This window comes from Salmonella sp. SAL00653, assembly GCF_046552515.1.
Taxonomy (GTDB): domain Bacteria; phylum Pseudomonadota; class Gammaproteobacteria; order Enterobacterales; family Enterobacteriaceae; genus Salmonella; species Salmonella enterica.
Window position 1 is genome coordinate 42,244 of sequence record NZ_JBGDTY010000002.1, and the last position, 14,222, is coordinate 56,465.

12 protein-coding genes and 1 pseudogene are annotated in these 14,222 nt (G+C 53.8%); 7 read left to right on the top strand and 6 right to left on the bottom strand.

The genetic code is table 11. From position 1 onward, the window contains the following. Positions 1-249: 249 nt before the first annotated feature. The 3 genes from ACLJRU_RS02945 to ybbA form a co-directional block, all read right to left on the bottom strand. A complete protein-coding gene (locus ACLJRU_RS02945) occupies positions 250-1,383 on the bottom strand; it encodes a porin (RefSeq protein WP_000152869.1) in 1,134 nt (377 codons plus the stop codon). Between the two features lie 185 nt (positions 1,384-1,568). Further along, entirely contained in the window at positions 1,569-3,983 is a 2,415-nt protein-coding gene (gene ybbP, locus ACLJRU_RS02950; protein ID WP_038393952.1) for a putative ABC transporter permease subunit YbbP, read from the bottom strand. Continuing rightward, positions 3,980-4,666: a putative ABC transporter ATP-binding protein YbbA gene (ybbA, locus tag ACLJRU_RS02955; protein ID WP_001110598.1), complete on the bottom strand. Its 687-nt coding sequence runs from the start codon at positions 4,664-4,666 to the stop codon at positions 3,980-3,982. The genes ybbP and ybbA overlap by 4 nt, the downstream gene beginning before the upstream one ends. Between ybbA and tesA the strand changes: the two genes are divergently transcribed. The 3 genes from tesA to cnoX all read left to right on the top strand — a co-directional run bounded on the left by tesA (position 4,637) and on the right by cnoX (position 7,090). Next, entirely contained in the window at positions 4,637-5,251 is a 615-nt protein-coding gene (tesA, locus tag ACLJRU_RS02960; RefSeq protein ID WP_001010574.1) for a multifunctional acyl-CoA thioesterase I/protease I/lysophospholipase L1, read from the top strand. The two genes, ybbA and tesA, sit on opposite strands and share 30 nt — an antisense overlap. Positions 5,252-5,405: 154 nt before the next feature. After that, the gene (locus tag ACLJRU_RS02965; protein ID WP_001172802.1) at positions 5,406-6,176 is read left to right on the top strand and encodes an SDR family oxidoreductase; all 771 of its coding nucleotides are present in this window, start codon (positions 5,406-5,408) and stop codon (positions 6,174-6,176) included. A gap of 59 nt (positions 6,177-6,235) precedes the next feature. Beyond that, a complete protein-coding gene (gene cnoX / locus ACLJRU_RS02970; RefSeq protein ID WP_000116058.1) occupies positions 6,236-7,090 on the top strand; it encodes a chaperedoxin in 855 nt (284 codons plus the stop codon). An 85-nt stretch (positions 7,091-7,175) separates the two neighbouring features. On the opposite strand, the gene fetB is transcribed toward cnoX, so the two are convergent. After that, positions 7,176-7,955: an iron efflux ABC transporter permease subunit FetB gene (gene fetB, locus ACLJRU_RS02975; RefSeq protein WP_023235524.1), complete on the bottom strand. Its 780-nt coding sequence runs from the start codon at positions 7,953-7,955 to the stop codon at positions 7,176-7,178. Continuing rightward, a complete protein-coding gene (gene fetA / locus ACLJRU_RS02980) occupies positions 7,942-8,619 on the bottom strand; it encodes an iron efflux ABC transporter ATP-binding subunit FetA (RefSeq protein WP_000140192.1) in 678 nt (225 codons plus the stop codon). Before fetA ends, fetB begins: the two co-directional genes overlap by 14 nt. 146 nt (positions 8,620-8,765) lie before the next feature. On the opposite strand from fetA, the gene ACLJRU_RS02985 reads away from it, so the two are divergent. Together ACLJRU_RS02985 and ACLJRU_RS02990 are read left to right on the top strand one after the other, a co-directional pair. Beyond that, positions 8,766-9,683: an SPFH domain-containing protein gene (locus tag ACLJRU_RS02985; protein WP_000906146.1), complete on the top strand. Its 918-nt coding sequence runs from the start codon at positions 8,766-8,768 to the stop codon at positions 9,681-9,683. Then, on the top strand, positions 9,680-10,132 hold the full coding sequence (locus ACLJRU_RS02990) for an NfeD family protein (RefSeq protein WP_000561177.1): 453 nt from the start codon (positions 9,680-9,682) through the stop codon (positions 10,130-10,132). Before ACLJRU_RS02985 ends, ACLJRU_RS02990 begins: the two co-directional genes overlap by 4 nt. Here ACLJRU_RS02990 and cueR read toward each other — a convergent pair whose 3' ends face one another. Continuing rightward, complete coding sequence (cueR, locus tag ACLJRU_RS02995; protein WP_001539345.1) at positions 10,133-10,549, bottom strand: Cu(I)-responsive transcriptional regulator; 417 nt, start codon at positions 10,547-10,549, stop codon at positions 10,133-10,135. Between the two features lie 109 nt (positions 10,550-10,658). On the opposite strand from cueR, the gene copA reads away from it, so the two are divergent. Both copA and ACLJRU_RS03005 read left to right on the top strand, forming a co-directional pair. Further along, positions 10,659-13,160, top strand: a complete 2,502-nt coding sequence (copA, locus tag ACLJRU_RS03000; protein WP_023235523.1) for a copper-exporting P-type ATPase CopA — start codon at positions 10,659-10,661, stop codon at positions 13,158-13,160. Positions 13,161-13,313: 153 nt separating this feature from the next. After that, positions 13,314-14,140, top strand: a pseudogene (locus ACLJRU_RS03005) (lysozyme inhibitor LprI family protein). The last annotated feature ends 82 nt before the right edge of the window (positions 14,141-14,222 follow it).

Below are 14,222 nucleotides of genomic sequence, written 5' to 3' on the forward strand. Positions count from 1 at the left end.
CCATTTTAAATAGTGTGATGCTGTGCCGGATGCCGTTCATGCGGCATCGTCTGTTTTGGCCCAAACGAAAGGCTATTTCTTAACATGACACAGATCACAGCCTGCTGTCCTTGAAATTATTTCATGATGTTTCCTGGTGTGTCGTTAAATGTACGAGGCAGGCGCTCAGGCGTGTGTCAGGCGGGAATGGCGTAAAGGGAAATGCCGGATAAGAGGTCTTAACGCCAACATCCGGCACAGGAAAACGCTTTAGAAATCGTAACGCAGACGCACCAGGTTCATATCGCCCAGATTGTCAGTGCTGGAGGTGAAAACATGTTCATAATCAACGCGGAAACCATAATCCAGTTGGAAGGTGATCCCCACGCCGTTATCGGTACGCAGATAGTCGCGGCCATTCACATATTCAATGCGGTCGCCCATAAAGTACGGTTGAATAGCTTTCACGGCATACTGACCAATCGGGAAAGCGTAACCGACAAAATATTCCAGACCCCACGCATCGCCGGCAAAGTAATCATTCACAGATACTTTTTTGGTCGTCATAAAGTTCTGATACCAACCGCCGCCTGCGGCGATAGTCCAGTTTTCCGGCGTCCAGCTTAACGCGGTACCGACAATATTTTGATCGTAAGTTTTATTGCCGTTGCCGCGCATCTCCGCACGGGTATAGTTCCATGCCGTCCCCCAGGTCAGATCGTCGGTGAGATGGTAATCCGCGCCTAAAGAACCGCCGCCTTTACGTTTGTAATTCAGGCCGTTATTGGCATTATAATCGTCGCTGAACAGATAAGACGCGTAGAGATCGACATTGCCAATGCTTTTCTTATACTTCAATGACTTACGCGTGCGGTAAGAACCATCGTAGTCGCCGTTAATCCCGTTGCCCGGCGCCTGACCTATCATGTCGTAATCCCAGATATCGGTTTTTACGCCCACCACATCGTAATAAATGCTGTTCTGTTGACCGAAGGTCAGCGTTCCCCACGTCGCGCTCTTGAAGCCGGTATACAGCATACGGCGAGTGGTATCAGTCGCGCCCTTCGCATAATGGTTATCCCAGTCAAATACCGCAGGGATATTGACGCCCAGCTCGTAATAGCTAATCCAACTGATATCATCAAACAGATAATAATCCGCGGCGAAGCGGAAACGCGTCCCGCCATCAAAACCATTACGTTTATAACCGTTCGCGCCGTCATTGCCGGTCATATTCTGGAACTGCGGACGAATACTCCCGCCAACGGTGAAATTGAGTCGGCTGAGTGGATTACCCGCCTGGGGATCTTGTTTTAAAACGGTGATTTCCGCCTGAGTGGCGAAAGGCATGAAAGCCACTGCCGCGCCGATCGATGCCGCCAACGCTGTTATTTTAATTGTCATTATATTTTCCTTGATAGATAGCCAATCCAAATCATTTAGCAGGCAAATAATAACTGTTATAAAACCTTACGTGTTGTGTATTTTTTAATGATTTGTGCTACTAAAAATCAAGGAGTTATCAATTTGTGCGACTAAAAAAGTACGCGCCGTTTTAAAAACCGGCGCGAAATTATTCACATCATGAATCATCCGTTAAACTGTCGGAATAGCGCTTTGCCTTTCAGCAAACGAACGCCAAGCCAGCCGCCGCATACGGAAAGCAGCAGCGCGCCGCAAAACGGCAGTGCGACCCATAAACGCCAGTCCGGCTCCCAGGGGAAATCAAAAACGTTGATTTGTAAGATCGCCAGCGCCGTTTCCGCGCCAATCGCGGCGACCAGCCCGGCAACTAATCCCAGCATGGCGAATTCGCACCAGAGTGTGGTACGCAACAGTTTCTTTCCGGCTCCTAACGTGCGCCACACCACCAGCTCCTGATGGCGCTGACGCATCCCGACCTGTACCTGGGCCAGTAATAGCAACATGCCGCAGAGGGTGACTAGCACAACCATCACCTCCAGCGCCCGACTGACCTGCTCCAGCACCTGTCCCACCTGTTTCAGGATCGCCCCGATATCTAACAGGCTGACGGTAGGAGACTCGCGGTTAAGCTGCGTTAACATGCCGTTGCCATTCTCCCAGCGAAAACTGGTCAACCAGCTTTGCGGTTGACCGTCCAGAGCCCCGGAAGGAAAAATGAAGAAAAAGTTGGGCCGCAGGCTTTCCCAGTCCACTTGACGCAGGCTGGTGACTTTAGCGCTAAATGCCTGGGTATCGCCCATAAAGGTTACGCTATCGCCGAGTTTGACGTTCAGCCGCTTCGCCAGCCCCTCTTCCATAGAGACTTCGCCCGGTTTTGGCGGCCAGTGACCGGCGACCAGCGGATTATGCGCCGGGCGCGTATCCTGCCAGGTCAAATTCAGTTCACGGTTGAGCGACTCATCCTGCTGACCTTCCGTCGGATTACCGTTTATCCTGGTTAACCGCGCCCGCACAATCGGATAAAACGTCTGCGGAATCACCTGATGTTCTGCCAAAAAGGCTTTCAGCGGCGCAACCTGTTCTGAAGCAATATTGATAAGGAAATAGTTCGGACTTTCCGGCGGGAGCTGCTGTTGCCAGCGATCAAGGAGGTCGCCGCGCAGCACCAGCAAGAGCGCCAGCAGCATAAACGAAAGCGAAAACGCCGAAAGCTGACTCAACGTTGACCACGGCTGACGCAGAAGTCGGCTGACGGCCAGACGCAGCGGTAGCGACGTCAACGTCATGCCGCGCAGCACGTTAAGCAGCATCCAGCCCACCAGACCGCACAGCAGCGCCAGTATCACGGCGCCCGCCAGAACCGCCCACAACAGCATACTTCCGCCCATCAATCCGGCGAGCAGCGCCACCACGACGGCGCAGGCAACAGGCAAATAAATTTTTAACGGCCAGACGCGAGCAACAACATCGCGGCGCAGCACCCGTAGCGGCTGGGTCGCCAGCAACAATCGATAAGGCCGTAAACCGACCAGCAAAGAGATGACCGTCATCGCGCCCAGCGCCCACAGCCAGGGCCACAGGCTGGCGGGCGGCAAATCGGCGGGCAATACCGGTTTTAGCAGCACCAGCAATATGTTTTCAAACAGTAACCCAATCGCGCCTCCCGTGACGGCGGAAAGCCCCAGCACCATCAACCACTGTCCGATAATAAGTTTACGCAACTGGGCCCGGCCCGCGCCCAACGTTTTTAAAATCGCCACCAGATCGTAGCGGCTACGGCAGTAATGGCTCATCGCCACCGCGACGGCAGCTACCGCCAGCAGTAGCGTTAATAACGCCGAAAGCAGCAAAAACTGCTGCGAACGTTCGAGCGATTTCCCCAATGCCCCGTCATCCTCCTCCAGTCCGTACCAGCGATGTTCCGGTTTAAGCTGCGGTAACAGCCAGCTTTCATAGCCAGCAAGCTGTTGCGGCGTTCCGCCGAATTTATACCGCCACATCACGCGGCTCCCCGGCTGTATCGCACCGGTTTTTTCCACATCGGCCATATTCATCATCAGACGCGGCGCCATCTGAAAAGGGTTAAACCCGGAATCCGGCTCCTGCACCACTTCACCGGCAATACGCAAGGTCACGTCGCCGACATCAATGGTATCGCCCGTTTTCAAATTAAGCAGCGCCATCAGACGCGGCGCCAGCAGTACGCTACCCGGCTGCGGTTTCACTCCGTCAGGACGGGTTTGCAATTCGCCGTACATCGGATAAACGCTATCTACCGCCTTCACGCTGGCCAGTTGCGGCGTATCGCCGGCAAACGTCATGGTCGCAAAGGTTAACTGCTCGCCCACGTTAAGGCCGCGTTTACGCGCCTCTTCAAGCCAGGCTTTCGGTACCTCCCGCGAACTTTGCAGCGTCCGATCGCCTGCCATAAACTCGCGGCTTTGCTGACTTAACCCTTTTTCCATCCGGTCGCTGATACTGCCGAGCGCTAGTACGCAGGCCACCGCCAGACTCAACGCCAGCCAGACAATAATCAGCGACGGCGAGCGCCATTCGCGCCAGAACCAGCGAGCTATCATGCCTCCTCCTGTAACTGACCGTTGACCAACCGCAGCCGCCGGTCGCAGCGCGCCGCCAGCGCCGGGTCGTGCGTCACCAGAATCAGCGTGGTGCCGTGCTCGCGGTTAAGCGAAAATAGCAGGTCGGCGATTTTATCTCCGGTCTGACGGTCAAGGTTGCCCGTCGGCTCATCGGCAAACAGCACATCAGGACGCCCGTTAAACGCGCGCGCCAGCGCTACGCGCTGCTGTTCGCCGCCGGAAAGCTGTGCCGGAAGGTGGTCAAGCCGTTTTCCCAGTCCCAGTTGTTCGAGCAGCGCTTTCGCCCCCGCCTTACTCTGACCGCTGTTTTCACCGCGTAGCAGGGCCGGTAGCTCAACGTTTTCCAGCGCGTTAAGCGTAGGAATAAGCATGAAGGATTGAAAAACAAAACCGACATGCTGAGCGCGAAGCTGCGCCCGCGCCTCTTCGTCCATCTGGTGAAGCGGTTTCCCGACCAGACTGACCTCTCCGCTACTGCCGTCATCCAGTCCGGCGAGAATCGCCAGCAGCGTAGATTTTCCCGATCCTGATTCGCCAATCAGCGCAATGGTTTCGCCGCGTTTGACAACCAGTTCAACTCCGGTAAGGATGGAAAGCTCATGCTCACCCTGACCGACGGACTTCCTGAGACGATGAACTTCAACACTGTTTTCCGCTGGCATTTGCCCTTCCTGTTTTTGATCCTGTTAACTTTCCGTGCCGCCGCCGCAGACACCTTATTAATTCTGGGCGATAGCCTCAGCGCCGGTTACCGTATGGCCGCCAGCGCGGCATGGCCGTCGCTCCTTAATGATAAATGGCAAAACAAAACGTCGGTCGTTAATGCCAGTATAAGCGGAGATACCTCGCAGCAGGGACTGGCGCGTTTGCCGGCGCTGTTGCAACAGCATCACCCGCGCTGGGTAGTGGTGGAACTTGGCGGCAACGATGGCCTACGCGGTTTTGCGCCTGCGCAAACCGAACAGACGCTACGTAAAATCATTCAGACGGTGAAAGCCGCCGATGCCCAACCGTTACTGATGCAAATTCATCTGCCCGCTAACTACGGTCGCCGTTATAATGAATCCTTTAGCGCCATTTATCCTAAGCTCGCCAAAGAGTTCGATATTCCTCTGTTACCGTTTTTTATGGAGGAGGTATATCTGAAACCGCAGTGGATGCAGGATGACGGCATTCATCCCAACCGCGACGCCCAGCCGTTTATTGCCGACTGGATGGCGAAGCAGTTGACCCCTTTTCTCTCCTGAATAATTCGAGTTGCATGAAGGCGGCACGTAAGAGAATTTCCAGGAGCATAGATACCTATGTGACTGGAGTAAACGAACGCACAGGCAACTTGAAGTATGACGGATATAGTTAACCACGACTCTTAAATCAACGGAGATCCTGACAGGTAAAGTTATGCAAAAATCGGTCTTAATAACAGGATGTTCCAGCGGAATCGGTCTGGACAGCGCGCTTGAGCTTAAACGCCAGGGCTTTCAAATCCTGGCGGGCTGCCGCAAACCTGATGATGTCGCCCGGATGAACAGTATGGGATTTACCGGCGTGTTGATCGATCTCGACTCCCCTGAAAGCGTGGATCGTGCCGCCGATGAAGTGATCGCCCTGACCGATAATCGTCTGTATGGGATCTTTAACAATGCCGGCTACGGCGTATATGGCCCCCTTTCCACCATCAGCCGTGAGCAGATGGAGCAACAGTTTTCCAGTAATTTCTTCGGTGCGCATCAGCTTACTATGCGCTTACTTCCCGCCATGTTGCCGCATGGCGAAGGACGCATTGTGATGACCTCATCGGTAATGGGGCTGATTTCCACCCCAGGGCGCGGCGCTTACGCCGCCAGCAAATATGCGCTCGAAGCCTGGTCTGACGCGCTACGTATGGAGCTACGGCACACAGGCATTAAAGTGAGCCTGATAGAACCGGGGCCGATTCGTACCCGTTTTACCGATAACGTTAACCAGACGCAGCGTGATAAACCGGTAGAAAATCCCGGCATCGCCGCACGTTTCACCCGCGATCCTGACGCGGTAGTAGCGAAAGTACGTCATGCTTTTGCAAGCGATAAACCCAGGCTGCGCTATCCCGTTACGCTGGTCACCTGGGCGGTGATGGCGCTGAAACGCATATTGCCGGGCCGGATGCTGGATAAAATTTTACAAAGCTGAGTTGAAGCGCGCCCGTCAGCCCCCATGTAAACGTGACACAGACAAAAGAGAGCGACGCCATGTCCGTACAGAACATTGTCAATATTAATGAATCCAACCTGCAGCAGACCTTAGAGCAGTCCATGACCACGCCGGTACTGTTCTATTTCTGGTCTGAACGCAGCCAACACTGTCTGCAATTAACGCCAGTGCTGGAAAGTCTGGCTGCCCAGTACCACGGTCAGTTTATTCTGGCAAAGCTGGACTGCGACGCCGAACAGATGATCGCCGCTCAGTTTGGGCTGCGTGCCATCCCGACAGTCTATCTGTTCCAGAATGGCCAACCGGTCGATGGTTTCCAGGGACCGCAGCCGGAAGAGGCGATCCGCGCTCTGCTGGATAAAGTACTGCCGCGCGAAGAAGAGCTAAAGGCGCAACAAGCGATGCAGTTAATGCAGGAGGGCAACTACATTGACGCGCTGCCGTTGCTCAAAGACGCCTGGCAGCTCTCTTCGCAGAACAGTGAGATTGGCCTGTTACTGGCGGAAGCGCAAATTGCGCTGAACCGCTCTGAAGAGGCCGAAGCGGTGTTAAAAACTATACCGCTACAGGATCAGGATACCCGTTATCAGGGGCTGGTTGCGCAGATCGAACTGCTTAAACAGGCGGCGGATACGCCGGAAATTCAGCAACTTCAGCAGCAAGTCGCGGACAATCCGCAGGATGCGGCTTTGGCAACGCAACTGGCATTGCAGTTGCACCAGGTCGGACGTAATGAAGAAGCACTGGAATTGCTGTTCAGCCATCTGAGAAAAGATCTTACCGCCGCCGAGGGACAGACGCGCAAAACCTTCCAGGAGATCCTTGCCGCGCTCGGCACCGGCGATGCGCTGGCGTCGAAATACCGCCGCCAGTTGTACGCGCTACTGTATTAATCCTCTCTTGCCTGATGGCGAGCTTATCTGGCCTACCTGTCGTCCTCAGGCCGGATAAGGCGCTTGCGCCATCATCCGGCAACTATCATGATTTCTTGAGCGGCATTACTACCAACTGATGACGCGAATTATAGAACTTCCGGTAGGTTAAATAGCAGGCAATGATGGTAGACAGGCTGGCTGTCGACAACAGCATAAACGTTACCATAATTTGATATTTAATCGCTTTTACCGGATCGATCCCGGCAAAAATCAGCCCGGACATCATCCCCGGCAGGCTCACCAGCCCAACGGTCTTTGCCGAGTCGATCGTCGGGATAAGCGATGCGCGGATACTATCGCGGATAAGCCCGGCGGAGGCCATTTTCGGCGTTGCGCCCAAACTTAATTTTTCCTGGATTTGCTGCTGCTCGCTATGAAAACGCAGCCCCAGTTGGTTGTAGCACAGCCCTACCGCTACCATCGCATTACCGGCGACCATGCCAGCGATGGGAATCACCTGCATCGGCGCAAATTCAATCGAACCGGTAAGCACCAGTACCGTCAGCGTTAGCCCGGCGCCGGCGGTGATGGCGATAAACGAGGAGAGAAATGCCTTATCGATATATTTACTGCGCTTTTGCGCATTCCATGCGGCGTTAAAACAGATGAACAGCACCATCAGCAGCGTCAGGGCGGCATGATTAACGCCAAAGATGTATTTCAGTACATAGCCGACAATAATGAGCTGTATCACCGCCCGGCATACGCTCCACAGAATATCTTTTTCCAGCGCCAGCTTTTCCTTGTGACTGATGAGCATCGCGACCACCACCAGCAGCATCGATAACGCCAGCGAGGTATTGGTAATATTATGCTCGTTCATAACGCGCCTCCTGCATCTCTCCGGCAGATGGCGTTAACGTTATCACCTTATCCGCGTGTTGAATTTCATCTTTATCATGCGTTACCCACAAGACAGCGACCTGCTTATCGCGAACATAGCGATGAATAATATCATTTACATTCCGTTTGTTATGTTCATCCAGCGCACTGGTTATTTCGTCGAGTAACAGTATTTTCGGCAGAAACTGTAGATTACGAATTAGAGCAATACGCTGTTTTTCCCCGCCGGAAAGCGCGGCAATCGGTTTTTGCAGAATCGTCTCCGGCAGTTCAAAACGCGCCAGATCGTCTGCGAAGGCTGTCGGCTGCGGACGCTGATGGCGAATTTGCCAGGGAAAAATCAGGTTATCGTAAACCGTATCGCCAAATAGCGCTGGCGTCTGAGCGCAATAAGAAACCTGCTGGCGATAGGCTTCCGGACTCAGAGTAGTAATATCCTGCCCCTCAAAAAGAATCACGCCGATATCAGGGCTTATTAACGAGGCCACCATTTTCAACAACGTACTTTTTCCGCAGCCAGAAGGACCGGTAATTAACTTAAATTCGCCGCGTTGCAGCGTAAAACTGATGTTATTCACTATTTTTGTCGTCGCAGTCCGGTAACCGACCTGCTTTAACTCAAGCAACATGCTACGTTCTGTCATTTATTGCGCATCCATTGTTCATATTTTTATAGCGATAGTGTATCCCTGTAATTAATAAGGGGGGAACATGCTTTACTGAATCAGGTATAATTCGCTTAATTCGTCAGCAAAATCGGTTTATGGACAACGCAACAGGAGGTTTAGCTATGCTCATTCTTATCCCTATTCTCATTTTCGTCGCGCTGGTGATCGTCGGCGCGGGCGTCAAAATCGTTCCGCAGGGATACCAGTGGACGGTGGAGCGCTTTGGACGTTACACCAAAACCCTGCAGCCGGGATTAAGCCTTGTTGTACCGTTTATGGACAGAATTGGCCGCAAGATCAATATGATGGAGCAAGTGCTGGATATTCCGTCGCAGGAGGTGATCTCAAAAGATAACGCCAACGTCACTATCGATGCGGTCTGTTTTATTCAGGTTATCGATGCGCCGCGCGCCGCCTATGAAGTCAGTAACCTGGAACTGGCGATCATTAACCTGACCATGACCAATATCCGTACGGTGCTCGGTTCGATGGAGCTGGATGAAATGCTCTCCCAGCGCGACAGCATCAACACGCGGCTGCTGCATATTGTCGATGAAGCCACCAACCCGTGGGGAATTAAAGTTACCCGTATCGAAATTCGCGATGTCCGCCCGCCCGCGGAATTGATCTCCTCGATGAACGCCCAGATGAAAGCGGAACGTACCAAACGCGCCTATATCCTTGAGGCCGAAGGGGTACGTCAGGCGGAAATCCTGAAAGCCGAGGGGGAAAAACAGTCGCAGATTCTGAAAGCCGAAGGCGAACGTCAGTCCGCTTTCCTGCAGGCGGAAGCGCGCGAACGTTCCGCCGAAGCGGAAGCCCGCGCTACGCAGATGGTGTCTGAAGCCATCGCCGCCGGGGATATTCAGGCGATAAACTACTTCGTGGCGCAGAAATACACCGAAGCGTTACAGCAAATCGGCTCGGCGAATAACAGCAAAGTGGTCATGATGCCGCTGGATGCCAGCAGTCTGATGGGCGCTATCGCCGGGATCAGCGAGCTGGTTAAGGACAGCGCCAGCGAACGGAAAAAAGCATGATAGCGATGATTCTGGTACATCCGCATATCTTCTGGCTTAGCCTCGGCGGCCTGTTGTTGGCTGCGGAAATGCTCGGCGGTAACGGCTATTTGCTGTGGAGCGGCGTGGCGGCAGTGATTACCGGCTTAACCGTCTGGCTCTTACCGCTCGGCTGGGAATGGCAGGGCGTGCTGTTTGCGGCCTTAACGTTGCTGGCGGCCTGGCTTTGGTGGCGCTGGCTGGCGCGTCGCGTGCGGGAGCAGAAGCCGACCGACAGCCGCCTTAACCAACGCGGACAACAACTGGTAGGCCGCCGATTTATGCTTGATGCCGCGTTAGTTAACGGACGGGGTCATATGCGTGTCGGCGACAGCTCGTGGCCGGTATGCGCTGACGAAGACCTGCGCGCAGGTACGCATGTCGAAGTGATCGCCGTGGAAGGCATCACCTTACGCATTCGTGCCGTTTAATCAACGTGGCTTTTGCGCCTTGTGATGACAGCAGCCGGAAAGATTATCAATAATCGGGCAGTCGGCGCGGTCATCGCCGGGACAACTCTCCGCCAGCGCCAGCAGTTGATCGCGCATTGATTGCAGCTCGCTGATATGGCGCTCGATCTCCGCGACCTTTTCCAGCGTCCGCTTTTTCACATCTGCGCTATGGCGTCGCGGATCGTTAAACAGATTGACCAGTTCGCCACACTCTTCCAGATTAAACCCCACCTGCCTCGCCTGTCGCAGCAACGTCAGCTCGTTTAAATGCTTCTGCGTGTAGGTGCGATAACCATTTTCGCTACGTAATGGCGGCGTCACCAGCCCTTTCTCTTCATAAAACCGAATGGCTTTGCTGGTTAAACCGGTTTTTTTCGCCACATCGCTAATATTCATATTTCCCCCTTGACCTTAACCTTGCTGGAAGGTTTAACCTTTATCACAGTGAGTCACTACGATTACTAAGGTCAATGAATTGATGACCAATCATAAAGGAGTTTTTACTATGTCTCAAACTATCGACCTGACCCTGGACGGTTTGTCCTGCGGTCATTGCGTTAAACGCGTGAAAGAAAGTCTTGAACAACGTCCGGATGTTGAGCTGGCGGACGTTACCGTAACCGAAGCGCACGTTACCGGTACCGCCAGTGCGGACGCGTTAATTGAAACCATCAAACAAGCCGGGTATGGCGCGACGTTAAGCCACCCAAAGGCTAAACCGCTGACGGAGTCATCAATCCCGTCGGAAGCACTGGCAGCGGTTCCTCATGAGCTTCCGGTAGCGACGGCCGATGAAGAAAGCCAACAGTTGCTGTTAAGCGGCATGAGCTGCGCCAGTTGTGTCACCCGCGTACAACATGCGCTACAAAGCGTACCGGGCGTCACGCAGGCACGGGTAAACCTGGCGGAACGCACTGCGCTGGTGATGGGCAGCGCGTCCGCCGCTGATTTAGTGCAGGCGGTGGAAAAAGCCGGCTACGGCGCAGAGGCGATTGAAGATGACATCAAACGCCGCGAGCGCCAGCAGGAAACCGCCATCGCCACCATGAAACGTTTTCGCTGGCAGGCCATCGTTGCCCTAGCGGTCGGTATACCGGTCATGGTCTGGGGGATGATCGGCGATAACATGATGGTGACCGGCGACAACCGCAGCCTGTGGCTGGCTATTGGCCTGATCACGCTTGCGGTGATGGTCTTTGCGGGCGGTCACTTTTACCGTAACGCGTGGAAAAGCCTGCTGAACGGCACGGCGACGATGGATACGCTGGTGGCGCTCGGCACCGGGGTCGCCTGGCTCTACTCCATGAGCGTCAACCTGTGGCCGCAGTGGTTCCCGATGGAAGCACGGCACCTCTATTACGAAGCCAGCGCGATGATTATCGGTCTGATTAATCTCGGACACATGCTGGAAGCGCGCGCCCGTCAGCGTTCCTCAAAAGCGCTGGAAAAATTACTCGATCTCACCCCGCCCACCGCACGCGTCGTGACAGAAGACGGCGAAAAAAGCGTCCCGCTGGCGGACGTTCAGCCAGGGATGCTGCTGCGGCTCACTACCGGCGATCGCGTGCCGGTGGATGGCGAAATTACCCAGGGCGAAGCGTGGCTTGATGAAGCCATGCTGACCGGCGAACCCATTCCGCAGCAAAAAGGCGAAGGCGACAGCGTTCATGCCGGCACCGTCGTCCAGGACGGCAGCGTCCTGTTCCGCGCCAGCGCGGTGGGCAGTCATACCACGCTGTCACGCATTATTCGCATGGTACGCCAGGCGCAGAGCAGTAAACCGGAAATTGGCCAACTGGCCGATAAAATCTCCGCGGTATTCGTTCCCGTCGTCGTGGCCATTGCGCTGTTCAGCGCCGCTATCTGGTATTTCTTCGGGCCGGCGCCGCAAATTGTTTATACGCTGGTCATCGCCACCACCGTACTGATTATCGCCTGCCCTTGCGCATTAGGCCTGGCGACGCCAATGTCGATTATTTCCGGCGTAGGCCGCGCGGCCGAATTCAGCGTGCTGGTACGCGACGCCGATGCCCTGCAACGCGCCAGTACGTTGGATACCCTCGTTTTTGATAAAACCGGGACGCTGACGGAAGGCAAGCCGCAAGTGGTGGCGATAAAAACCTTTAACGGCGTTGAGGAAGCTCAGGCATTACGTCTGGCTGCCGCGCTCGAACAAGGCTCCAGCCACCCGCTGGCCCATGCGATTCTGGAAAAAGCCGGCGATGATAAACTGCCGCAGGTGAACGGTTTCAGAACGCTGCGCGGACTGGGCGTCAGCGGTGAAGCGGAAGGTCATCAACTGCTTCTGGGGAACCAGGCGTTGCTGAACGAACAGCACGTCGCCACGGATGACATGACGGCGGAAATCACCGCGCAGGCCTCGCAAGGCTCGACTCCGGTCCTGCTGGCGATTGACGGTAAAGCGGCGGCGTTACTGGCGGTACGCGATCCATTGCGCAGCGATAGTATTGCCGCGCTTGAACGCCTGCACAACGCCGGATACCGTCTGGTAATGCTCACCGGGGATAACCCAACGACGGCTAACGCGATTGCCAAAGAAGCGGGTATTGATGAAGTGATTGCGGGCGTTCTGCCGGATGGCAAAGCCGATGCGATTAAACGTCTGCAAAGCCAGGGTCGTCAGGTTGCGATGGTCGGCGATGGTATCAACGATGCGCCCGCGCTGGCGCAGGCGGACGTCGGTATCGCGATGGGCGGCGGCAGCGATGTGGCGATTGAAACCGCGGCGATTACGCTGATGCGCCATAGTCTGATGGGCGTGGCGGATGCGCTGGCCATTTCGCGCGCGACGTTGCGCAATATGAAGCAAAACCTGCTTGGCGCATTTATCTACAACAGCATTGGTATCCCGGTGGCCGCCGGTATTCTGTGGCCGTTTACCGGTACCTTGTTAAACCCGGTAGTAGCGGGCGCGGCAATGGCGCTGTCTTCCATTACCGTCGTAAGCAATGCCAACCGGCTATTACGCTTTAAACCGAAAGCGTAAAAAGTCTCTATCAGGCAGCATCAGCTGCCTGATATATTATTAAGCCATCAGTAATTTACCGTATCAATATATAAAAATTTAACCGCACATCCTGTAGAAAAATAAAAAACAACATTTTATAATGTTTTTTTGAATCATAAGGATGTGTTATTTATGTTTAGAAAAGCAGTTCCGCTTCTTTTCCTGCTTTCTCCCGCCGTCAGTTATGCAGGGTTATTTGATTCCACTCCAGAGTTAAAATGTGGCAACGATAATGCAGTCACGGCGGCAAAAGAATGGATTTACAATGAAGCATTAGGTCGTTTACAGCAAGACTATATTAAAGAGCCCTCCACGCTTTTCTTCGATATCCCCCAGACTCAATACGAGCAGCAACTCCGGGCTATTCCTGTTCAATTCAGTGATGTAATCACGCAGAACCCTCAACCAGAAAATGCCAACCTACGAACTTGCTCGGCTACCGTCGCCATGAGTATTCCTCAGCCATTGTTTAAATTAATGAAAGACTTACCAAATACTCTATTCTATATTTCACAAGGGGATGGACAGGTAATAAACAATACGGTGACCTGGAAACAGGTTAACTACAATATTCAGCTAGCAGACAACAACAAAGATATTGTTGTCACCCCTGTGCAGAAAATCGATAAATTGGCGCGGTCTATTTATGTAATGGCAAGAATGACGGTATCTGGTGATAGCATTATAAAGAAAAAAATAACTCACTGATTGAAATCGCAGCAAAGAAATTTGAGAGTAGAGATCGCGAGCTTAATCAGGTCTGGAAATCGCTACCCGCCTCTGCCCGAACGGCATTAAAACAAGAGCAGCGAGTCTGGGTGACCCAAAAAGAGCAGCAGTGCGGCAAACTTAGCGATGCAAAATCCGAGGCCATACCTGCTGAAAAGCGCATCAGTATTTATAAATGCCAGCTTGAAATGACCATCGCCAGAACGGCCTATCTCGACGGTAGCGAATAACCCGACCGATCGTTGACGTCCCGTCAGGGCGCATTGCGCCCTTTTCTCCAACGCGCTAGCATGAGCTTTTTCAAAGGGAGCG